This window comes from Billgrantia pellis (assembly GCF_008297955.1).
GTDB lineage: Bacteria > Pseudomonadota > Gammaproteobacteria > Pseudomonadales > Halomonadaceae > Halomonas > Halomonas pellis.
This window is the reverse complement of the sequence record NZ_VTPY01000002.1, coordinates 325,541-346,895: the sequence shown is the minus strand read 5'-3', so window position 1 is coordinate 346,895 and position 21,355 is coordinate 325,541. Positions and strand designations below refer to the sequence as shown.

Sequence of the window (21,355 nt, the reverse complement as noted above, 5' to 3'; positions counted from 1 at the left end):
CTTTGCCCGCAGGGAAGATGTCATGACCGCCTGGAGCAAGCTGCTGATCGCCACGACGCGGCTGATCGACCTGCACGACAGCGCCCATGAACCCGGCTCGCCCTTCGTGCAGGTCAGTCAGGAACAGCGTCGCGGCCTGCGTGACGGCTACTGGCTCGACCTCGGCTGCCTGCTGCTCGACTACCTGCTCGACGAGGATTTCGCCACCAACAGCGCTTTCGTCTCGCAGACCCGCTGCCTCAATCACCTGCGCGAGATGTATCCGCAGCTGCCGCACGATGACTTGAGCTTCGTCATCAACCTGCTGGCCACGCCCAGCGAGATTCACTTTCGACAATCGTCTCCGACCTCGAGCGAGATGGGGGAGGGTCGCGCCCGGCGTAGCACCAAGCGCACGGCGCTGGTCGAGAAGCAGGGCCAGACCGGCCAGGTGCGGCTCACGCCGAGCGGCCGCCAGGCGGTGACGCTGGCCAGCCAGGTCGAAGATCTGCTCTATTCCGAGTACGACGCCGCCAAGGTGCTGGCGGCGCTGGCGCGGGGCGATTTCGCCCGCATTCCCGACATCACCAACCAGATCCTGCTGGCCATTCGTGCGCTGACCCAGGAGCTGCGCCGGGTGCGCGAGAATCCCACCCGCGAGGGCAAGCTGGCCGCGCTGCTCGACAACGAGCGCCACTATCACAACGCCTTGACCAACATCCAGCAGACCCTGCTCGATGCCCGTGCCCAGCTCGCCACGCCGCGGCTGATGGAGCGCTTCGAAAGCTGGCGCGAGGTGCAGGAGGAGGAGTGGGATCTGCGAGTGCTCTCCAGCGCCCTCGGCCGGGTACTCAACGCCATCGAGAACCTCTCGCGCCGTCTCTCGGAACTTCTCGCCGACATCGCCGAGGGGCGCATCCAGGCCATGGGCGTGATCGACTTTCAGGACATGGCGCGCCAACTGCTCGAGGCGCCGCCTGCGGCCGCGCTTCGTGACGCCGTGGTGGCGCGCATGATGCCGCTGCACGTGCAGGCGACGTTTCCGCGCCTGGCGCCGCTGGTACCGCTGCTCGAAAGCCGCCGTGCCGAAGCCAGCGCCTCGGCACTGGTGTTCGACGAGGCCGGCGACGCGGCCCCCGAGGACCCGCTGCTGGCACGCTTCCTCGAGGCGCGCAGCCCGGCGCTGCGGCAGCGCATCCAGCAGGCACCGCTGTCGCTGCCCGAGGCGCTGGCCGAAGGCTGGCACCGCTTCGAGGAGGGCGATTGCCTGGCGCAGTTGCTCAATACCTTCGTCGACACCGAGCTGCTCGACCCGGGATTGACGGTGGGTATCGACGCCACGCCGTTCGAGCTTGCACTCGACGACGGCCGCCGCATCGAGGGGGCCGTGACCCCGTCCCTCGGCTTCTTTCTACAGGCGCCCGGGACCGCGCCGCACTCCTTACAGGCGCCCGGGACCGCGCCGCATTCCTTGCAGGCGCCCGCTGCCGCGCCTAACGACATATCGCGCATCGATCAGGACGAGCCCGTATGAACATGACCGAGATGGGCGAAGTGGTCGCCTACCTGCTGCGCTACCGCAGCGCCGAACGTACCCCGGGCGGCGGGCGCAAGCGCCGTGCCGCTCGCGAAGGCCAGCTCTCCGAGCGTGACGTCTGCGCCCTGATCGATGACGCCAGCGAGGGCGAACGCGAGGCGCTGCGCGACTTCCTGGGCGGCCAGGGCCTGCGGCTCAAGGCCTTCGAGGCGGGCGACTACCCGGGCATCGCGCCGGGGTCACGCTACTACGCGCTGCTGCCCGACCCGGAGCTGGAGCAGCCGCCGCTGTATACCCGCGAGCCGGTGTTCGAGGCGCTCAAGCTACGCCAGGAGAGCCGCGCCGAGCTGGCCCAGTGGTACCTGCAGCTGTGGCTGTTGATGCACACGTTGCTTTATACACGCTACAACCGAGCGCTCTCCGATGTCAGCCGTTACCAGGAAGCCACCTTCGCCGGTGCCGAACTGGTCGAACTGGTGCGCGACCAGCTCGAATCACTGCGTGCCCTGGGCGAGGAGGCGCCGGAAACCAGCCGGGCACTGCTCGAGGAGCGTGGCGAGGACATCAGCCGCCGGGTGCGTGCCTTCATCGACCTGCAGGTACGCGCCGGCCTGCTCGAAGGCCTGCGCGAGACCGATCCCGGCACGGCCACCGAGGAGGGTGGCGGCGAGGTCTGGCAGCAGACCTTGCTCGGGGCGCTGGAGAGCGAGCAGATCGGGATTCACCAGCTCGGTCATTTGCAGGCCCTGGCCCGGGGCCGCGTGTCGAGCCGTCCCGTGGACGAACGAGATCAAGTGTCAGTCGACGAGCACGAGGAGACCCAGGCATGAGCGTGATCAATCGCATCGAGGTCGCCAACCTGCTCAACAAGCACGGCGACGTGGCCTCGCCCTGGGACGCCAAGATGCGCCATGTGCTGCTCGATCTGCGCGGCCAGTCCAGCGCCATCAGCATGGAGAACGGCTTTGGCAAGACCACACTGGCCGAGGCGCTGATCGGCCTGTTGTCGCGCGATCGCACGCTGCTCTCCCGCACGCGGCGCAAGTGCTCGCCTTCTTCGGTGGGCGGTGATGGGAGAAGTTGGAGTCACCTGCGGGTGGAGTTCCGTTCACGCAGCGGGCTCGAGCGTCAGGACGACATGCTGGCGGTGGCCGGCGAGGAAGTGGCCGGCGAGACCTTCGTGTTCGGCTTCTACGGCTACAGCGACGGCAGCGGGCTCTCCTTCTACCATTATGCCGGGCGTCTCGAGGACGTGCCGGTGCATCACCTCACCCTCGACGGCAAACTGGCGCTCTACGCCAACCGCGATGTCAAGGCCGTGATGGCCGAGCGTGGCGTGCGCCTGACTCACAACCGCGAGGAGTGGCTGGAGGCGGTGGGCGCCCACGTGTCGCGCCGCGAGCTGGCCCAGCTCGCGGCCTTCCAGAAGGAGGGCGGCGCCGACAAGAGCCAGATCTTCAACGCCATCAAGCCCCGCGCCGGCGAGAAGGCCGACCAGGCGTTCTTCTTCGAGGTGCTGGCGCCGGAGATCCTTTCCGGCGCCACCCGCGGCGAGACCGACGAGAGCGAGGAACTGATCGAGGAGGTCATCCTCAACTCCGGCACCAACATCACCGAGCTGCGCCATCGCCTCGAGGAGGCCGAAAGCGACCAGCGCCGTGCCAGTGACAAGGTGGTGCGCTTGGCGGAGCTGCGTGAGCAGGGCGAGACCCTGCTCGATGCCCGCGCTCGGTTAAGCGAGCTGGACCAGGGCCTGGCGGCCAGCGAAGCGCTGCTGGGCGGACAGGCCCTGCTCGGCCTGCCCGGGCTGCCGCGCGCCAGCGCAGTGGACGATCCCGAAGAGAGTGGGGCCGCTCCGCTGGAAGGCTTTGCCTGGATTGCCGGGGATACGTCGCGCCCTCGGGTCTCGACCTCATTGCTGGCGACCCTCTCCGGCCTCTCCGAGCGGGCGGTGCGGCAGGCGCTCTCCGAGCGCGGCGCCCGGGTCGACGTGCATCGGCGACTGATTCATCTGCCCCAGGCGGCATGGCCGCTCAACCGCGACGTGGGTCACGTCAGCTTCAAAGCCGCTCGCGAGTGGCTGAGTGAAAGCCACGCCCTCAACGATGATGCGGCTCGCGACCGGGCCCTTTCCGCCCTGGATGAGGGGGCCGACGCCTTCGAGGCCGCCGACGGCAACCGCTTCCGCGAGGAGGTGATCGGCGACGGCGTCTATCTCGAGGAACTGACCCGCGACCTGGCGGCCCTCGACGAGCGCCGCGACGACATGGAGCAGGAGCGCGAGCGGCTCGAATCCCAGCAGCGCGACTTTGTCGATAACCAGAGTTTTTACACCCAGGCGCTGTCCGAGGGTCTCTTCAGCGAAGCCGAGCTGGAAACCCCGGAGGCCAGCGCCGAAGCGGCCAAGACCGAGGCTGCCGACGCACGTCGGGCACTCAACCAGCACTTGGGCCGGGTCGGTGAACTCAAGCAGGTAGCCGCCTGGCATGACGCTTTCCGCCGCGAGTGCCCCGATACCGCACCGGCCGAGCGGCTGGAAGAGAAGCTCGACCGCGAGGCCGAGCTGGCTGAGGCGCTCGACGAACTGACCGGTCGTCGTGATGAGGTGGCCACCGCCTTCGAGACCGCTCGTGCAGAACGCGAGCGACTCAACGGCGAACGCGAACGCTTGACCGGCGAACAGGGGTTGCTGGCCCGCGGCCAGGCGCCCTGGCGCGCCTTCATCGAGGGTTGGCCGGGCGAGGAAATTGGCGGCTTCTGGTCGCGGCGCAAGACGGCACTGGCCGAGCTGGAAACGAACTCCCGCGAGGCCGAGCAGCGCCGCCAGGACGCCGAGCGCACCTTGTCGCGGTTGGCGCCGCTGGCCGAAGCCGCGCGCCGCTATGGTGAGCTGCACGGCGACGATGAACCGGTGCATCTGCGGGCGCGGCTGCGCGAGCGCGAGCGCGAACTGGCCGACGAGCGTCAGCGGCTGACGGAGGAAGAGAGCCGCCTGCGTACGCTGCACCGGGCGCGGCTCGATTTCGCCGAGCGCAGCGAGCTGGCGGCCGAGACGTGGCTCACCGACGCCCGGCGCCGCTACCCGCGGCTGTTGCGAGAGGCGGAGACGCTGGAGGCTGATATCGCCGCCCGCGAACGCTACCTGGAAAGCCTCTCCGGCGACCCGCTGGAGCGTCGTGTGGCGGAGGCCGAGGCCCATCGTCACCTGGACGATAGCGGCATCGCCTGGCAGCCGCTGCATGCGGTGCTCACTGTCGACACACATACCCCCGAGCAGCGCCGCGAATGGCTGGTGCAGGCCGCCGGCGTACTGTTCGCCCCGGTGGTGGCGGGGCGCGAGGCGGCCGAGTCCGCCGCCGCCGCGCTGATCGAGGCGGGCCTGGCGGTGCCGGTGTTCGAGGCCGAAGCGTTGGCCGACTTGCTGGCCCGGGGCGAGCCGCCCTTGGGCGCCGTGGCCGGGGTGGAAACCCTGGCGGTCAAGGCCGCGCTGGACCCGAGCTACCTCGAGGCGCTGCGCGAGGCCACCGAGAAGCGGCTTGCCGCCGACCGCGAGCGGCAGAAGGCACTGGCCATCGAGTGCGAGCGACTCGATCCCCATGGCGACACATTCGCCTTGGCGCTGCGCGCCCGTGAAGCCGACGAGGCGGATGTCGAAGTGGCGCTGGAGGCGCTGGCCGAGCAGCAGGCGGCGCTGGCCGAGCGCGAGGCCGAACTGGCCCCGCGGCTGAGCGATACCGCGTTGGCCTGTATCGACGACTATCAGCGCTACCTGCAGGAGGGCGGCGAGATCGCCCAGCAGGAAGCCGCCGAGGAGCGGCTCGAGGCCGAGACGACGCTGGCCGAGATGACGCCCCAGCGTGAGCGTGCGGCCCGCGAGCTGGAGGCCCACGGGCCGACCTGGCTTGCCGCCGAGCAGTTCAGCGATGCCGGGGGTGTCGAGCGGCTGCAGGCGTTGGAGACGCGCCTCGCCGAACTCGAGCGTCACCTGGCCGAGGCCACGGCCAGGCTGGCCAGCGCCGAGGAGGAGAAGGAGGCGCTGGCACGGAAAGTTGTCGAGACCGAGGCTCAACGTCGCGGCATCTTCAGCGACGGTGAGCGCGACCGTCTGCGTGCCCTGGCGAGTTTCGAGGCCGATGGCGGGGTCGACTTCATGGCCAGCGCCGCCGAGGTGCAAGCCGAATTGGAGGCATCCCAGGCGCGGGCGACCCGGCGTGCCGACTTCGATTTCACCCGCATCCGTGCCTATCTGGAGGTGCGCGACGCCGGTGGCGGCAGCCAGAAGCTCGAGCGCGAGATCGCTCGGGTCAAGCGTGAGCTCGGCGAGCTGCGCGACAAGCGCAAGACGCTTTCGGCGGAGCGGGACGTGCTGGAGGCGCGCCTTGCCGAGCAGCGCCGGGCACTGGCCTGCGTCGACCAACTGGCGGTGGAGTGGCTGCGGGTGTTGCGCGAGCTGCCTGAGGGCTGGCCGCGGCGCCTGGCGGCGCTGGTCGATCTCGAAGAGGCCAGCCGTTGGCCCAGCGACACGGATGAGCTCGAGGCGCGCAATGCCGCCCTCGACGCTTGGCGCGTCATGGCCGGCGATAAGAGCGAGCAGGGCGAATTCGACGCCGAGGCGCTGGAGGCATGCCAGCAGACCCTGATCGACGCCCTGGGCGAGCTCAACCTGGGCGAGCGGGCGCGCAACCGCGAGCGCCAGGCCCGCCAGGTCGAGGGCGGTGAGCGCAAGCTGGCCGGGGCACTCGCCGAGGCGGCGCATAGTCGGCTATTCAGCGACACCGAGCGTGCCCGCCTGGCGGGCCTGACGCATGCCAGCGCCGAGGCGCTGGACGATCTCTCCCGGCTGCACGATCTGCTCGCCGGCCAGCTCGACGAGCATCGCGTGCGGGTCGAGCGATTGCATGCCTCGCGCGAGCAGATCGAAGGCACCCTGGTGGAGCGGCTCAGCTCGATCATCTCGGACGCCGCCGGCAATCTCGACATCCTCAAGCGCGTGGCCAAGAGCAGCGGCGAGGGCGGCGCCTTCTTCGAGGTCAAGGCTTCGCTGATCGGCCCCGACCAGCTGCGCGACCTCATCGCCACGCTGCTCGCCGACATCGACGAGCACCAGGCGGCCATGCGCCGCCGCGCCGAGCGTGACGGCGGCATGGTCGACGGCGAGGCGCGCCGGCGCGACGATGACTTGCTGCGCCAGATCCGCCGGCGTATCTATCGCGGCCTGTTCCACGACGTGGCGATCCGCCTCAAGCACGACGCCATTCGCCCGCACGGGCGGCTGTTCTCGCTCAACGAGGAGATGTCGGAAGGCCAGCGCGAGGCGGTCTCGCTGATGTGGCTGGTCAAGCTCTCCGAGTTCGCCATCGAACGCGAGCTGCGTGAACTGCCGGGGCACCATCGTCGCCGCGCACGCACCAGCCGCGAGAGCGTGATCCTGCTCGACGGCTTGTTCTCCAAGCTCTCGCACCGCCGTCTGATCCAGGACTCGCTGGAGTCGCTGCGCAACACCCGCGGGCGCTTCCAGATGATTGGCCTGATCCACAACCCCAACTACGAGAACGACCCCGACATCTTCCCCACCTACCTGGTGGGCAGCGTGATCGGCGGCGCCCAAGGACAAGGCGGCCACGTGATGGTGCGCGACGGCCGCATCATGCCGCCGGAGTCGGTAGGGCGCAGCGTCGGCGAGGCCAGCCTGTTCGGCATTCACGTCAGCGAGCCGGAGCCGAGCTGAACCGATGCTCAACGGATAGGAGAAAACATATGCACGTCATCATCGATCTCTGCGTCGTCCCGCTGGGCGTAGGGGTGTCGGTCTCGCCGCAGATTGCCGCCTGCCAGCGGGTGATCGAGGCCTCGGGTCTCGAGCATCATATGCATGCCTACGGCACCAACATCGAAGGGCCGTGGGACGAGGTGATGGTGGTGGTCAAGCGCTGCCACGAAGTGGTGCACGAGATGGGCGCGCCGCGCATCACCACCACCATCAAGCTGGGGACACGTACCGACCGCGAGCAGTCCATGGGCGATAAGGTAGCGAGCGTGCGAGCCAAGCTGAACCGCGCGTGAGCTATCTCTGGCGCTTAGGCCCCGGCAGCGGCGCCAGCCAGGCGTCGCCCAGGCGCAGCAGGTGGTCGGTGAGGGCATCGAGGATCCTGCCGCCCTGGCGCCAGTGGTGCCAGTAGAGCGGCACGTCGATCACGTAGCCCGGCGAGAGATCGACCAGGCGGCCGTCGGCCAAGTGGGGGCCGGGGTCGATCTCCTGCAGCCGGCCTTCGCTGAGTTCGCGCTCGGCCTGGCGCTCCGGCACCATGCCGTAACCGAGTCCTGCCAGCGCCAGGCCGACGAAGCCCTCCGACGAGGGACATAGGTGGTGGGGGAAGGGAGGCTCCACGCCGTACCTGGCCAGGAAGCGATGCTGCAGCCGATCATCGGGGCCGAACACGATGGCCGGTGCCTGGCGCAGCGCTTCCGGCGTCACGCCGTCGGCGAAATAGCGTGCCATGAAGGCGGGACTGGCCAGGGCGCGATAACGCATGCTGCCCAGGCCGTGGCTGCGCGCGCCCTGGACCGGCGTGGGTGAATCGCAGATGCAGCCGGCCACGTCGCCGTCGCGCATGCGCTTGAGCGCCACTTCCTGATCCTCGACCACCAGCTCGAACAGGACCCGGTAGTGCTCGCAGAAGCGCCCGATGGCTTCCGGCCACCAGGTCGCCAGGCTGTCGGCATTGATCGCGAGGCGCAGACGCTGCTCGCCGCCACCCAATGCCGGCATCTCACCCAGCAGATCGCTCTCGAGCAGACGTACCTGCTGGGCGTGATTGAGCAGGCGTCGGCCCAGTGGCGTGGGGGCGAGGCGCGGGCTTCGCACCAGTACCGGCTGGCCCAGGCGTGCTTCGAGCAGCTTGATGCGCTGGGACACCGCCGATTGGGTCAGGCCCAGATGACGGGCACCGCGCTCGAAGCCGCCCTGGTCGAGCACGACGACCAGGGCTTCCAGCAGTTTGTAATCGAGCATCGATTTCTCTTATCCCGTAGTACCTTTATTCATTTCTTTAATTGATGCGGCGAGCTTAGCCTTGGTGACTACGACTTGCCAGGGAGAAAACATCCATGTGGTTGTCATGGCTGAATGGGCTGTTGATCTGTGCCGGATTGATCGTCGCCATCGGGGCGCAGAATGCCTTCGTGCTGCAGCAGGGCTTGCGTCGTCAGCATGCCTGGCTGGTGGCCAGTGTGTGCGCACTTTGCGACTGGCTATTGGTGGGGCTCGGAGTCCTCGGATTGGGCGCGCTGATCGCCCAACAAGACACCTTGATGGAAATCGCACGCTGGGCCGGGGCCGGCTTTCTCGCCTGGCAGGCCTGGCTGGCGTTGCGTCGAGCTTTCGCACGGCACTCGCTGACGGTTGGGGGACGCCATCAGGCTTCATGGCGAGGTGCGCTTGCCGCCACGCTTGCCGTGACCCTGCTCAATCCCCAGGTCTATCTGGAAACCGTCGTGCTGCTGGGCGCCATCGGCGCGGTGCAGCCGAGCCCGTTGGGGTTCTTCGTTGGGGCGGCGATGGCCTCGTTCGGCTGGTTCTTTGGCCTGGCGGCGGCTGCCGGCTGGTTGGCGCCGAGGCTGGCGAGCCCGCGGGTATGGCGCGCCATCGACCTGGGTATCGGTCTTATCCTGGCGTGGGTAGCGTGGAGGTTGGCCAGTGGCGCCATGATGCCTTGAGGAAACACTGCCTAAATGGCTGCGCGAGCGAATCGCTGCGTTGCGCGGTGCCGAAGCGTCGGACCGGCGGATCCTCACATATACCCCATATGCTCCGGTTGACTCTAAGCCTTCGGCTTCTCGCCCCTTCGGGGCCAGCCTACGGCTGTTTGTCGCTTCGCTCGGTTCCGTGCTCCGTGCGCCTTGCGCTTCATCTCGCTCGCCAATTTGTGCAGCGCTTCCCTGCTGACACTCGATCGATGGTTGTAAAGATGGCTTTACGCCGTGTCAGGCTGGCGAACCACTCCGAAGGCTGGATTTATGGAGTTCAGAGCGCTGTAAGGTTTTTCTTACGATAGAGGTGAGGCCGAACATTTGCCGCCCGCGCGCCAGGTCGCAAAGGAGCGTTTCGAGGGGGGAGCGTGCGCACTAGGCTGGGGGCACCCGTGCGGTATCCATGACTGCACGACATAACAACGGCAAATCCCCTGGAGGTAAGCATGAACGCACCCGCCAATACCGTGTCACCGATCAGCCAAGAGAACCCCATCGGCACCAATGGCTTCGAATTCGTCGAGTACAGCGCGCCGACCGCCGAAGGCATCGAGGCGCTGCGTGCGCTGTTCAATCGCATGGGTTTCACCGAGACCCGCAAGCACCGCTCCAAGCAGGTGTTCCTGTTCCAGCAGGAGAACATCAACTTCGTACTCAACGCCGAGCCCGACAGCCATGCCGCCGAGTTCGCCCGTGTGCACGGGCCCAGCGCCTGCGCCATGGCCTGGAAAGTGGCCGATGCCAAGCAGGCGTTCGACTACGCCGTGGCCCACGGCGCCGAGGCGGTTGAGAATCCGATCGGTCCGGGCGAGGTGGGCATTCCTGCCGTACGCGGCATCGGCGGTTCGCTGCTCTACTTCGTCGACGAGAAGGTCGATAACGAAGGGCGTGCCATCTACGACATCGACTTCGAGGCGATTCCCGGCCGCTCGCGTGACGACAATAGCGTGGGTCTCAAGGTGCTCGATCACCTGACCCACAACGTCGACCGCGGCCAGATGGACAAATGGGCCGATTTTTATACTGAAATCGCCAACTTCCGCGAGAACCGTTATTTCGACATCAAGGGCAAGAAGACGGGGTTGCACTCCCGGGCCATGACCGCGCCGTGTGGCAAGATGCACATTCCGATCAACGAATCGGCCGACGACACCTCGCAGATCGCCGAATTCCTGCGTGAATACAACGGCGAAGGCATTCAGCACCTGGCGATGTCCACCGACAATATTTACGCCACGGTGCGTGCGCTGCGCGACAACGGGGTGACATTCCTCTCCACGCCGGACACCTACTACGAGAAGGTCGACCAGCGTGTGCCCAACCACGAGGAAAACGTCGAGGATCTGCGCGAGCTTAGCTTGCTGATCGACGGTGGCCCCGATGAGGGCGTGCTGCTGCAGATCTTCACCGAAACCGTGATCGGCCCGATCTTCTTCGAGATCATCCAGCGCAAGGGCAACGACGGTTTCGGCGAGGGCAACTTCAAGGCCCTGTTCGAGTCGATCGAGGAAGATCAGATGCGCCGCGGCGTACTCTAGGAATGCCTGATTTATTGCTGCGCTCGCGCGCTTGATGAAAAGAGCTGGCCGCCGGCGGTGCCGATGCGTCGGACCGTCGCTGTCTTCATGTAGCAGGGGCTACACTCCGACAGCTCCGCTCCGGCGGCGGCCAGCCTATCTTCGCTCGCGACCGCAATCATGGCTTTCTTATTATCTTGTAGGAACTATTAGAATAAAAAGTCGCTCCGCTCCCATTTACCAACAAAATCCTTCACAATGCCCCCCAATTTTCCTGGGCATTGGGTAGGTAGATAACAATTCCACTTTTCTGGTGACGTAATGACGACCGAGCAACAACCTCGCGCCCAGTGGCTAGGCCGCTGGGGGTTCGTGCTGGCGGCAACGGGTTCTGCCGTTGGCTTGGGCAATATCTGGAAATTCCCCTACATGACCGGCGAGCATGGAGGCGGTGCCTTCGTGCTGGTCTATCTGGTGTGCATCCTGGCGGTGGGCGTGCCGGTCATGATGACCGAGATCGCTTTCGGTCGCCGCGGTCGCGGCAGCCCCATCGATGCGGTGCGCCGGGTAGTGTCCGAGTCCGGCAGAAGCTCCGCCTGGTCGCTGCTGGGCTGGGTGGCAATGTTGTGCGGCTTCATGATCCTCTCGTTCTACGTGGTGGTGGCCGGCTGGTCGTTCTCCTATCTGTGGAAGATGCTGAGCGGCGGCCTGAATGGCTCCGGCGTCGACGACATGGTGGCGATCTTCGTTGCCAATAACGAGAACCCATTCAACCTTGGCTTCTGGAGCACCCTGGTGACGCTTGCCACCATGCTGATCGTGGGCAAGGGCGTGCAGGCGGGCATCGAGAAGAGCGTCAGTTGGATGATGCCAGGCATGGTGATCATGCTGATGATCCTGATCGGCTACGGTATGTTCTCGGGCGGCTTCGCCGAGGCGTGGCGCTTTCTGTTTTCGTTCAATACCGGCAGTTTGTCCAGCGAAGGCATGTTGGCCGCGCTGGGGCATGCGTTCTTCACCTTGTCATTGGCGTCCGGTGCGATTCTGACCTACGGCAGCTACCTACCCGCCGGCGCTTCGATCGCGCGCACCACCTTCAGCGTGGCGGTGGCCGATACCCTGGTGGCGCTGATGGCCGGCCTGGCGATCTTCCCGGTGATCTTCGCCAACGGCATGAGTCCCGAAGGAGGCCCTGGACTGCTGTTCATGAGCCTGCCTTTGGCCTTCCAAGCCATGCCGCTGGGTACGCTATTCGGCGTGCTGTTCTTCATCATGCTGTCGATGGCCGCACTGACCTCGTCGATTTCGATGGTCGAGGCGACCGTCTCCTGGCTGGTCGACAATAAAGGCATCACCCGTCGCACCGCGGCGTGGGGCACCGGCATCGTACTGTGGTTGGTCAGTACCCTGGCGATGCTGTCGTTCAACATCGGGGCCGACTGGACCCTGGCGGGGCGTCATTTCTTCGACTGGCTCGATTACCTGACGTCGCGCTGGATGATGCCGCTGGGTGGCCTGGGCATGGTGCTGTTGGCCGGCTTCGTGCTGAAGAGCGAGACTTTCCGCGAGGAGCTGGGGCTGGCGCCGTATTGGCATGCGCTCTGGCTTTTCATGGTCCGCTACGTGAGCCCGCTGGGCATCTTGTTGATCTTCGTCGATGCGCTGGGCATCGCGCGCCTGCAGTTCGGTATTCACTGGCCGTGGCTGCTCGCCGTGCTGGTGCTGGTCACATTGATCGGCGAAATGGCCAGCCCGCGTCTGCGCCGTACGCTAGCCGGCTGAGGCGCCGCGCAAGCCGGCGCTATCGATGACTCGCTTCGCTCCCGCTGCGGCGGAAGCGAGGCGTTTTCGTCGTTCAGTCGATTAGCGTAGCGGCGGCACCTCGCGCTGAAACTCGCGCCGCCAGCGGGCCAGCAGGGCCTCGCGCTTGAGCCGATCCAGGGTGGCCAGCAGGCCGGGGCCGATCGAGATCGGTCGCAGAGCATCGCCGACCTCCTCGCGCAGGGCATCGGCGGTACCAGGCCCTGACAGGGAGGGGTGCATGCCACCGAGATGGGTCTGTTCGGCAATCGTGCGTTGCCCGGCTTCGCTGAGCAGGAACTCCATGAACAGGGCGGCCGCTTCGGGATGCGGCGCCAATCGCGGAATGAAGGCGAGGCGCTGGGTGACCAGCGCATAGTCCTCGGGGACTACCATGTTCAGGTCCGGATGTTCGGCTACCGTATCCCGGGCATAGCTGCCGAGCAGGTTGTAGCCCAGGAGGTAGCGCCCCTCTTCGAGCCCGTCGAGCATCTCGCCGGTGGTGTCGGCGAGTGCCGCGCGGGCGCGCCCCAAGGCCGAGACCAGATCCCAGTAGCGTGGCGAGAGTCGCGATTCCTCGATGGCGTAGGTGTATCCTGCGCCGCTGCGCACCGGGTCGTAGGTAACGATACGGCCTGCCAGTGCGTCGGCGTGCTCGTTCAGCAGTTCGAGCAGGTCCTCGTGACTGCGCACCTCGCCGAAGCGTTCGATCAGGTCGCGATGCACTACCATCACGATGGGTTCGAAGGTGAAGGCGAACAATTCGCCGCGCCACTGGGCCCATGCCGGCCAGCGCCGCACCACGTCACTCTCGAGTGGCTGGGCATGGCCGTCGTTGGCGAGATGATACTGCCAGGGCATGGCGGAGGAGAGCACCACGTCGGCGGCATCCGGCGCATCGAGAAAGCGCTGGTGAAGCTCCAGGGTCGTCAGGTTGCGGTAGGTCAGCTCGATGCGCGGGTGGCTCCGATGGAATGCCTCGAGCACGGGGCGTACCTGGGGCAGATCCAGGGCGGCGTGAACGATCAATTGTTGGGGCGTCCCGGCCTCTGGATCGGCCGGGTAGTGCAGGGTTTCCTCGGCTGTGGCGGCCAGGCTCCACAGGGCGAGAAGCCACCAGAACAGGGCACGGATCATGGGCTCTCCTCGCTGAAGCGAAGACGCACGATGAGTCCGCTGTCGTTCGGGCCTTGGGTCAGCTCGAGCCGTGCGCCGTGGGCGCGGGCAATGCTGTCGACGATGGCCAGGCCTAATCCCGAGCCTTCGCCTCCCTCCACGCCGCGGTGAAAAGGACGCAGCACCAGCAGGCGGCGGGATTCGGGAATGCCGGGACCGTCATCCTCGACTTCCAGCATGGGCGGCTGTGCATGGGTGCGCAGCGTGATGCGCTGGGCACCGTAGCGACAGGCGTTGTCGATCAGGTTGTTCAAGGCTTCCTGCAACTGCCAGTCGATGCCATGGACCCGGACGGGCCGTGGGGCACATTCCACGCCGAGGTCGATACCCTGGCGATGGCAGCCGGCCCAGTGGTCGCGAACCGCCTGGCGGGCGAGATCGTTGAGGTCCAGAGGCGCCAGCTCGGGGCGGTACTCGGGATTGTCGAGCCGCGTCAGCGACAGCAGTTGCATGGCCAAGCGTGCGGTACGCGCGCTGGACGCCTGCATGGCGCTTAGTGCATCGCGCCAGCGGGCGGGATCGTCATGCCGCAGGGCCAGTTCGGCTCGGGCCGAGAGTCCCGCCAGGGGAGTGCGCAACTGATGTGAGGCGTCACCGATGAAGCGCTCTTGGTTGGCGCGGACCCGGCGCATGCGCGCCAGCAGTTCGTTCAGGGTCTCGCGCAACTCGGCCAGTTCGCGCGGCAGCGGCAGGTCCAGGGGCGCCAGGGTACGTGGATCGCGAGCGCGGATGGCACGCCGCAGCCGCGTAAGGGGGGCAAGAGCCGAGCGTATCGCCACCACCAGTGCCGCGACGGCGAGCAATGACATGGCGAGGATGTAGGCGAGGTTGGCGCGCAGCAGTTCGTGCATCAGGGCGTCGCGACCCTCGCGACTATGCGCCACACGAATCTCGAAGCGTTCCCTGAGGCGCCAGTCCTCCAGCCGTGAACGGCGCACGCCCTGGCGCAGCGTCATGCCCTGCCAGACGACATTGCGAAATAGCAGGGTATCCCCCGACGCAGCATCATCCCGCGCATCGCCGGGCAGCTTGGCGTTGCCGGTGATGAAGCGTCCATCACGATCCACCAGACTGTAGAAGACCCGCTCCTCGGCGTCGGTGGCCAGCATATCCAGCGCCGCAGGGGGCAGGTCGAGCCACAACCGGTCGTCCTGCCATTGGACTTGCTCGGCGATCGCCAGACTGGCCGCCTCGAGCAGCCGGTCGAAGGCGCGATCGGCGGTGTGACGCGCATCCACCCAGGCCTGGAATACCATCAGTCCGCCTAGCGCCAGGAGCGGCAACAGCAGCCAGGCCAGCAGCCTGCGGTAGAGACTGTCGCCGCGTTTCACGTCGCCTCCAGCAAATAGCCGAGGCCGCGCACTGTACGCAAGGCGACGTCGCGGCCTCCCAGCCGCTTGCGCAGCCGATGTACGTAGACCTCGATGGCGTTGTCGCCCATGGGCTCGCCCTGGAAGGCTTCATCGGCCAGGCGCGCCTTGTCGACGGGCTCGCCGGCGTGTCGCATCAGGCAACCCAGCAGACGCTGCTCACGGGGCGGCAGGGCCAGAGGCTCGCCCGACAGGGTGAAGCGTTGTGCCAGGCCATCGAAGTGCAGCGAGCCGACGCTCAGCTCCTGGCCGCGCGATCGACGGCGCAGCAGGGCGCGAACGCGGGCTTCGAGCTCCTCGAGCGAGAAGGGCTTGGCCAGGTAGTCGTCGGCTCCGAGGTCGAGCCCGCGCACGCGATCCTCCACCGCGCCTCGGGCGGTGAGGATCAGCACCGGCGTGTCCCGGTCGTGGCGTCGTAGCGCCTCGAGTACTTCGAGCCCGCTGGCCCCGGGAAGATTGAGATCCAGCAGGACCAGCGCATGTCCGTGCTCAAGGCTTTCAAGGTGCCGGCGCGCGGCGTCGCCGTCGGCCAGATGCGTTACGCCATAACCCTCGAGGACAAGCGCATCCTGGAGAGTCTCGGCCAGCAGATGATCGTCTTCGACGAGTAGCAGGTTCATGTCACGGCCTCCGTCTCGTACTTGGTCGTCAATTCCTCCCGCGCCGCTCTCAGCGCGGCCTCGCTGTGCGCATCGAGACGACTCGACGGGCCCGAGAGGGTCAACCAGCGCTTGGGTTCGCCGGGAACGCTGGGCAGGGTTTGCAGCAGCATCTTGCCGCCAGGCAACTCGGGGCGGGGGTCGTCCCCAGCGGCCAGGGGCCACTGACTGCCCGGCCGCAGCTCGTGGCGTAGCGCCGCGTTGGGCAGGGCCACCAACCGGCACTCGACTTGGCGACCATGGTTTTCGAGCAGGGCGGCGGTCTCGCCGGTCTCGATGGCCAGTCGGTCGAGCAGCGGCTGGATGCGCGCGCTCAGGTGGCGGCTGGGAGGATGACGTCGTGCCAGTCGAAGCGGCGCGTGACCCAGGCTCCAACGCCCGTCATGGCTACGCTGCACATAGTCGAAACGGGCCAGTGAACCAAGCAGGCGCAGCAGGGTGCTTTTGTAGTAGCCGGTCGCCTGGGCGAGATCGGCCAAGGTGAATGACTCCCGATCGTCGTCGAACGCTTCCAGTACGGTCAGTGCACGCTCGACGGCTTCGACGCGATCCTGGGCCATGCCATGGGTCTCCTGAGTCGGGAGGCGTTGGACTTTGGTCGCAATTGCGCCCCCATGCGTTGACGCTGCCTGTCGGCACGCCTAGTTTCTATCCTGAAGAACGATATTCTGCCTTACAGAATTGTAAGGTGGTCATCGAATTACCGCAAGCCACGTTTGCACAACACGACAAGACCGGAGGGACATCGACAATGTCCACGAACATGCCGCTCAAATTCATTGCCATCGCCGTCTTCACTCTCGGTGCCGGCAGCGCCATCGCCTTCGAGCCTCGGGGCAAGGTGGAGTGCCTTGCCCCGGCCGACCCCGGCGGCGGTTGGGACTTCACCTGCCGCAGCGTGGGTAACGTGATGGAGGAACTGGACCTGGTGCCGCGCAGCGTGCAGACCGTCAACATGGCGGGCGCCGGCGGCGGTGTTGCCTTCGCGCATACCGTATCCAAGCGCGCCGGCGACGAGCAGTTGCTGGTGGCCGCCTCCACCGCCACGACCACCCGCCTGGCCCAAGGCCAGTTCCCGGGCATGAACGCCGACATGGTCAACTGGATCGGGGCGCTGGGCGCCGATTACGGCGTGATCGCCGTGGCGGCAGATGCCGAATACGACGACCTGCCCGAACTGATGGAGGCGCTGAAGGAAGATCCGCGCAGCGTCAAGTTTGCCGGTGGCAGCGCCAAGGGGGGCTGGGACCACCTCAAGGTGTTGATCGCTGCGGATGCCGCCGGCGTCGAGGACCTGCCGCGCATTGCCTATCTCTCGTACAACAATGGCGGCGAAGCCATGACTCAGGTCGTGGGTGGGCACGTGGACGCCTTCACCGGCGATATCAGCGAGGCTCAGGGCTTCATGGAGTCCGGCGACCTGCGCGTGCTGGCGGTGCTTTCCGACGAGCGCCTACCGGGCGATTTTGCCGAGATACCCACCGCTATCGAGCAGGGCATCGATGCGGTCGGTCCCAACTGGCGCGGCTTCTACATGCCGGCGGATGTCTCCGATGAGGCCAAGCAATACTGGGTCGATGCCATGGACACCATTTACGCAAGCCAGGAGTGGCAGGACATCATGAAAAACAATGGCTTGATGCCGTTTCACATGAGCGCCGGTGAGTTCGAGACGTTCGTCAAGGAGCAGATCGAGGACATCGAGACGCTCTCCAGGGATATCGGGCTGATTCAGTGATGGCATTCAACGACCGTATCTTCGGTGTGCTGCTGATCGTCCTGGCCGTTGCCTACGGCTGGGGCGCCAGCCAGTTTCCCGAACCGTTCGGCGGTGCCGAGGGGATCACCCCCGGCACCTTTCCTACGCTGCTGGCCGTAGTGCTCGGCGTGTCGAGTCTTTACCTGATCGTGCGTCCCGATCCCGATAATGCCTGGCCCTGGGGTCGCACCGGTATCGAGCTGATCGTCGCCGTGATCGTGCTGGTGCTCTACGCCATGCTGCTGCAGCCGCTGGGTTTCATCCTTAGCACCACGCTGGCTGTCGGCACCCTCTGCTGGCGCATGGGCGCGAGGCCGCTTGGTGCCTACCTGGTCGGGGCGGTGTCGGGCGTGGTGGTGTTCCTGCTGTTCAATTTCGCCCTCGACCTCGCGCTGCCGCTGGGGCTGCTCTCGTTTCTGGAGGTGAGCTGATGGAAACCCTCGGCTTTCTGATCGATGGCTTTGGGGTGGCGCTCGCCCCGCATAACCTTTTGTTCGCCCTGATGGGGGCTTTCCTGGGCACCTTGATCGGCGCGCTGCCGGGCCTCGGGCCGGCCAACGGTGTGGCCATCCTGATCCCGCTGGCCTTCTCCCTGGGGCTCGCTCCGGAGACCGCGCTGATCATGCTCACGGCGGTCTATGCCGGAGCGATGTACGGTGGGCGGATTTCGTCAATCCTGCTCAATATACCCGGCGACGAGCCGGCCATGATGACCTGTCTCGACGGCTATCCCATGGCACAGAAGGGCAAGGCCGCCGAGGCGTTGGCGATCTCCGCCATCGCTTCCTTCATCGGTAGCCTGATCGCCACGGTGGGTCTGATCCTGCTGGCGCCGGTGCTGGCACGCTTTGCCCTGACCTTCGGACCCGCCGAGTATTTCGCCCTGTTCCTGCTGGCCTTTGCCACCCTGGGCGGCATCACCGGCAAGAATCCGATCAAGACGGTGGTGGCGGCCTGCCTCGGACTGATGGTGGCCACCGTGGGCATCGACTCCACCGGTGTGCAGCGCTACACCTTCGGCACCCTGGAACTCTACGAGGGCATCGATTTCATCATCGCCATTGTCGGGCTGTTCGCCATCTCGGAATTGCTCTTCTTCATTGAGGAGCGCGCCGGCAGCGGTAAGAAGAAGATGGCGGTCAACAAGCTCAAGCTGAGCTGGGCCGACATTCGCAACATCCTGCCATCGAGCGTACGCGGCGGCATCCTCGGCTTCATTGCCGGCGTGCTTCCCGGTGCCGGGGCATCGCTGGGCAGCTTCATCGGTTACACCCTCGAGAAGAAGGTGGTGGGCAAGAAGGGCTACTTCGGCGAAGGCGACCCACGCGGCGTGGCCGGCCCCGAGGCGGGCAACAACGGTGCCTCGAGCGGTGCCCTGGTGCCCATGCTGACGCTGGGCGTGCCGGGCAGCGGCACCACGGCGGTGCTGCTGGCGCTGCTGATCTCGCTCAACATCACCCCCGGGCCGCTGATGTTCACCCAGAACGCGGACATCGTGTGGGGCGTGATTGCGGCACTGCTGATCGGCAACTTTCTACTGCTGCTGCTCAACATTCCGCTGGTAGGAATCTTCGTCAAGCTGCTGTCGGTACCGCCGATGTACCTGCTGCCGTGCGTAACGATGATTGCCTTCGTTGGCATCTACTCGATCAGCAATACCACCTTCGACCTCTACTTCATGGTGGCCTTCGGCGTTGCCGGCTATGTGTTGCGCAAGCTCGAGATTCCGCTGGTGCCGATCATCCTCGGCCTACTGCTGGGACCGGAGATGGAGAAGAACCTGCGCCATGCCATGGACATATCCGATGGCGATTGGACCATTCTCTGGAACAGCGGCTTGGCGGTCGGGCTGTGGGTGTTCGCCGGCCTGGGGCTGATCCTGCCTTACCTCGTCGGGCCGATCCTGCGTCGCCGTATGAAGGTGACGACTGCGGCCGCGGCCGGCAATCCGGAGGGTGACTGAGACCACTTGGCTGACCCGGGAGAGAAGACTGGGTCAATAACTACCGCCACCAGGGGCGCCGTGATCGGCGCCCCTGTTTTCGTTTGGAGAGATGCACCGGCCTGGTGCGCCCTGTCGGTGCGGACTTTCCCTGCCGGCGCAATAGGGGCTCATCCATTGCACGATCTCGGTGCGTCGGAAGGTTTTTGGTGATAGTGAGTCAAGCGTAATTAACTGTTCATAAAAGGCTCCTCCGATTTCGGCTCACGATGGCGCAAGCATTGCATAGGCATGAAGCCTAGTGCTGCGCGACCACGACCGGTCGCGTATGAACTTCACAACAAGTCCCTCCTGCAGGAGGGCGCAAGGAGGTTCGAGTGAACGCTTCCCGTCGCATCATGCCTTTCCCGCTTCGCTCCGGGGTTGCCGCTCTGCTCTCTGCGGTTGCTCTCGGTGCGACCAGCCCGGCGCTGGCCCAGGAAGACCCCATCAAGGTGGGTATCCTGCATTCGCTGTCCGGTACCATGGCCATTAGTGAATCGGCTCTCAAGGACGCCGTGGAGATGCTGATCGAGCAGCAGAACGAGCAGGGCGGCCTGTTGGGTCGCCAGCTCGAGGCGGTGGTGGTCGATCCGGCCTCCAACTGGCCGCTGTTCGCCGAGCGTGCCCGCGAGCTGCTCGAGCAGCACGAGGTGGACGTGGTGTTCGGCAACTGGACCTCGGTGTCGCGCAAGGCCGTGCTGCCGGTGTTCGAGGAGCTCAACGGCCTGCTGTTCTATCCGGTGCAGTATGAGGGCGAGGAATCCTCCGAGAACGTCTTCTATACCGGGGCGGCACCCAACCAGCAGGCCATCCCGGCGGTGGAATACCTGCTCAACGAGGTGGGCGTGGAGCGCTTTGCGCTGCTCGGCACCGATTACGTCTACCCGCGCACCACCAATCGTATCCTCGAAGCCTTCCTCAAGGAGGAGCACGGCATCGCCGACGAGGACATCATGATCAACTACACGCCGTTCGGTCACTCTGACTGGCAGAACATCGTCGCCGAGGTGCGCCGCTTCGGCAGCGAGGGCAAGAAGACCGCGGTGGTCTCGACCATCAACGGCGACGCCAACGTACCGTTCTATCGCGAGCTGGCCAACCAGGGCATCGACGCCGCCGACATTCCGGTCATCGCCTTCTCGGTGGGTGAGCAGGAACTCTCCGGCATCGATACCGGCCCGCTGGTGGGTCACCTGGCCGCCTGGAACTACTTCATGAGCGTGGACACCGACGCCAACTACGACTTCATCGACGCCTGGATCGACTACACCGGCGACGAGGAGGCGGTGACCAACGATCCCATGGAGGCGCACTACATCGGCTTCAACATGTGGGCCGAGGCGGTGCGCAAGGCCGGCACCACCGACGTCGATGCGGTCAAGGAGGCCATCATCGGCGTGACCGTTCCCAACCTGACCGGCGGCTATGCGGCGATGATGCCCAACCACCACATCACCAAGCCGGTGCTGATCGGCGAGGTACAGGACAACGGCCAGTTCGACATCGTATGGCAGACGCCCTCCACCGTGGCCGGCGATGCCTGGTCCGACTACCTGCCGGGCTCGCGTGACCTGATCGCTGACTGGCGCAAGCCCATGGAGTGCGGCAACTTCAACGTGGCCAACGGCCGCTGCGGCGGCAGCACCGCTGCCGAAGAGGCCGAAGCGGCGCTCGCCGAGTAAGCCCTGCATGGCCCCCGCTGCTCGGCAGCGGGGGAGCACGCCTTCTTCACGATTCCGAGGAACGCTCCGATGAGATATCCCCCCGTGCCCTGGCCAGTGACGGCCGGGGCGAGGGCCGGCAGCGCCGCCGAAGACAGCGAGCC

Annotated in this window: 16 protein-coding genes; 11 read left to right on the top strand and 5 right to left on the bottom strand. The window is 66.1% G+C overall.

The window, feature by feature from the left end:
- Positions 1-22: 22 nt before the first annotated feature.
- Genes F0A17_RS05125 through F0A17_RS05110 form a run of 4 tightly spaced genes read left to right on the top strand, consistent with a single transcriptional unit; the run spans position 23 to position 7,579 of the window.
- Positions 23-1,513 carry a hypothetical protein gene (locus F0A17_RS05125; RefSeq protein ID WP_228716814.1) on the top strand — a complete coding sequence of 497 codons (1,491 nt, stop codon included), beginning with the start codon at positions 23-25 and terminating at the stop codon, positions 1,511-1,513.
- Entirely contained in the window at positions 1,510-2,346 is an 837-nt protein-coding gene (locus tag F0A17_RS05120; RefSeq protein WP_149327276.1) for a hypothetical protein, read from the top strand. Before F0A17_RS05125 ends, F0A17_RS05120 begins: the two co-directional genes overlap by 4 nt.
- A complete protein-coding gene (locus F0A17_RS05115) occupies positions 2,343-7,244 on the top strand; it encodes a coiled-coil domain-containing protein (protein ID WP_149327275.1) in 4,902 nt (1,633 codons plus the stop codon). The genes F0A17_RS05120 and F0A17_RS05115 overlap by 4 nt, the downstream gene beginning before the upstream one ends.
- A 29-nt stretch (positions 7,245-7,273) precedes the next feature.
- Positions 7,274-7,579, top strand: coding sequence for an MTH1187 family thiamine-binding protein (locus tag F0A17_RS05110; protein ID WP_149327274.1), 306 nt, complete (start codon positions 7,274-7,276; stop codon positions 7,577-7,579).
- A 1-nt stretch (position 7,580) separates the two neighbouring features.
- Here the strand turns inward: F0A17_RS05110 and F0A17_RS05105 are convergent, their stop codons facing one another.
- Positions 7,581-8,528: a LysR family transcriptional regulator ArgP gene (locus tag F0A17_RS05105; protein ID WP_149327273.1), complete on the bottom strand. Its 948-nt coding sequence runs from the start codon at positions 8,526-8,528 to the stop codon at positions 7,581-7,583.
- A 95-nt stretch (positions 8,529-8,623) separates the two neighbouring features.
- Between F0A17_RS05105 and F0A17_RS05100 the strand changes: the two genes are divergently transcribed.
- The 3 genes from F0A17_RS05100 to F0A17_RS05090 all read left to right on the top strand — a co-directional run bounded on the left by F0A17_RS05100 (position 8,624) and on the right by F0A17_RS05090 (position 12,564).
- Positions 8,624-9,232 (top strand): LysE/ArgO family amino acid transporter, encoded by a 609-nt coding sequence (locus F0A17_RS05100; RefSeq protein WP_149327272.1) that lies wholly within the window; start codon positions 8,624-8,626, stop codon positions 9,230-9,232.
- A gap of 479 nt (positions 9,233-9,711) precedes the next feature.
- Complete coding sequence (gene hppD, locus F0A17_RS05095) at positions 9,712-10,803, top strand: 4-hydroxyphenylpyruvate dioxygenase (protein WP_149327271.1); 1,092 nt, start codon at positions 9,712-9,714, stop codon at positions 10,801-10,803.
- A gap of 300 nt (positions 10,804-11,103) precedes the next feature.
- Positions 11,104-12,564 (top strand): sodium-dependent transporter, encoded by a 1,461-nt coding sequence (locus F0A17_RS05090; RefSeq protein ID WP_149327270.1) that lies wholly within the window; start codon positions 11,104-11,106, stop codon positions 12,562-12,564.
- 81 nt (positions 12,565-12,645) lie between these two features.
- Here the strand turns inward: F0A17_RS05090 and F0A17_RS05085 are convergent, their stop codons facing one another.
- From F0A17_RS05085 to F0A17_RS05070, 4 genes are read right to left on the bottom strand one after another with little or no spacing between them, the layout of a single operon-like run.
- A complete protein-coding gene (locus tag F0A17_RS05085; protein WP_149327269.1) occupies positions 12,646-13,719 on the bottom strand; it encodes an ABC transporter substrate-binding protein in 1,074 nt (357 codons plus the stop codon).
- Positions 13,716-15,089, bottom strand: coding sequence for a sensor histidine kinase (locus F0A17_RS05080; protein WP_149327268.1), 1,374 nt, complete (start codon positions 15,087-15,089; stop codon positions 13,716-13,718). Before F0A17_RS05080 ends, F0A17_RS05085 begins: the two co-directional genes overlap by 4 nt.
- Complete coding sequence (locus F0A17_RS05075; RefSeq protein ID WP_149327267.1) at positions 15,086-15,748, bottom strand: response regulator transcription factor; 663 nt, start codon at positions 15,746-15,748, stop codon at positions 15,086-15,088. Before F0A17_RS05075 ends, F0A17_RS05080 begins: the two co-directional genes overlap by 4 nt.
- Positions 15,745-16,347 (bottom strand): IclR family transcriptional regulator, encoded by a 603-nt coding sequence (locus F0A17_RS05070; protein ID WP_149327266.1) that lies wholly within the window; start codon positions 16,345-16,347, stop codon positions 15,745-15,747. Before F0A17_RS05070 ends, F0A17_RS05075 begins: the two co-directional genes overlap by 4 nt.
- A gap of 191 nt (positions 16,348-16,538) precedes the next feature.
- On the opposite strand from F0A17_RS05070, the gene F0A17_RS05065 reads away from it, so the two are divergent.
- From F0A17_RS05065 to urtA, 4 genes are all read left to right on the top strand, one after another.
- Positions 16,539-17,525: a Bug family tripartite tricarboxylate transporter substrate binding protein gene (locus F0A17_RS05065; RefSeq protein ID WP_149327265.1), complete on the top strand. Its 987-nt coding sequence runs from the start codon at positions 16,539-16,541 to the stop codon at positions 17,523-17,525.
- Positions 17,525-17,977 carry a tripartite tricarboxylate transporter TctB family protein gene (locus F0A17_RS05060; RefSeq protein WP_187774628.1) on the top strand — a complete coding sequence of 151 codons (453 nt, stop codon included), beginning with the start codon at positions 17,525-17,527 and terminating at the stop codon, positions 17,975-17,977. The genes F0A17_RS05065 and F0A17_RS05060 overlap by 1 nt, the downstream gene beginning before the upstream one ends.
- Complete coding sequence (locus F0A17_RS05055; protein WP_149327263.1) at positions 17,977-19,509, top strand: tripartite tricarboxylate transporter permease; 1,533 nt, start codon at positions 17,977-17,979, stop codon at positions 19,507-19,509. Before F0A17_RS05060 ends, F0A17_RS05055 begins: the two co-directional genes overlap by 1 nt.
- Before the next feature lie 377 nt (positions 19,510-19,886).
- A complete protein-coding gene (gene urtA / locus F0A17_RS05050) occupies positions 19,887-21,212 on the top strand; it encodes an urea ABC transporter substrate-binding protein (protein WP_149327432.1) in 1,326 nt (441 codons plus the stop codon).
- The last annotated feature ends 143 nt before the right edge of the window (positions 21,213-21,355 follow it).

Excerpts from the sequence above, each read along its gene's own strand:
- F0A17_RS05075 (WP_149327267.1), bottom strand. The coding sequence starts at position 15,748 with ATGAACCTGCTACTCGTCGAAGACGATCATCTGCTGGCCGAGACTCTC.
- F0A17_RS05055 (WP_149327263.1), top strand. The coding sequence starts at position 17,977 with ATGGAAACCCTCGGCTTTCTGATCGATGGCTTTGGGGTGGCGCTCGCC.
- F0A17_RS05065 (WP_149327265.1), top strand. The coding sequence starts at position 16,539 with ATGTCCACGAACATGCCGCTCAAATTCATTGCCATCGCCGTCTTCACT.
- F0A17_RS05115 (WP_149327275.1), top strand. The coding sequence starts at position 2,343 with ATGAGCGTGATCAATCGCATCGAGGTCGCCAACCTGCTCAACAAGCAC.
- hppD (WP_149327271.1), top strand. The coding sequence starts at position 9,712 with ATGAACGCACCCGCCAATACCGTGTCACCGATCAGCCAAGAGAACCCC.
- F0A17_RS05110 (WP_149327274.1), top strand. The coding sequence starts at position 7,274 with ATGCACGTCATCATCGATCTCTGCGTCGTCCCGCTGGGCGTAGGGGTG.
- urtA (WP_149327432.1), top strand. The coding sequence starts at position 19,887 with ATGCCTTTCCCGCTTCGCTCCGGGGTTGCCGCTCTGCTCTCTGCGGTT.
- F0A17_RS05105 (WP_149327273.1), bottom strand. The coding sequence starts at position 8,528 with ATGCTCGATTACAAACTGCTGGAAGCCCTGGTCGTCGTGCTCGACCAG.
- F0A17_RS05060 (WP_187774628.1), top strand. The coding sequence starts at position 17,525 with ATGGCATTCAACGACCGTATCTTCGGTGTGCTGCTGATCGTCCTGGCC.
- F0A17_RS05120 (WP_149327276.1), top strand. The coding sequence starts at position 1,510 with ATGAACATGACCGAGATGGGCGAAGTGGTCGCCTACCTGCTGCGCTAC.
- F0A17_RS05100 (WP_149327272.1), top strand. The coding sequence starts at position 8,624 with ATGTGGTTGTCATGGCTGAATGGGCTGTTGATCTGTGCCGGATTGATC.
- F0A17_RS05090 (WP_149327270.1), top strand. The coding sequence starts at position 11,104 with ATGACGACCGAGCAACAACCTCGCGCCCAGTGGCTAGGCCGCTGGGGG.
- F0A17_RS05085 (WP_149327269.1), bottom strand. The coding sequence starts at position 13,719 with ATGATCCGTGCCCTGTTCTGGTGGCTTCTCGCCCTGTGGAGCCTGGCC.
- F0A17_RS05125 (WP_228716814.1), top strand. The coding sequence starts at position 23 with ATGACCGCCTGGAGCAAGCTGCTGATCGCCACGACGCGGCTGATCGAC.
- F0A17_RS05070 (WP_149327266.1), bottom strand. The coding sequence starts at position 16,347 with ATGGCCCAGGATCGCGTCGAAGCCGTCGAGCGTGCACTGACCGTACTG.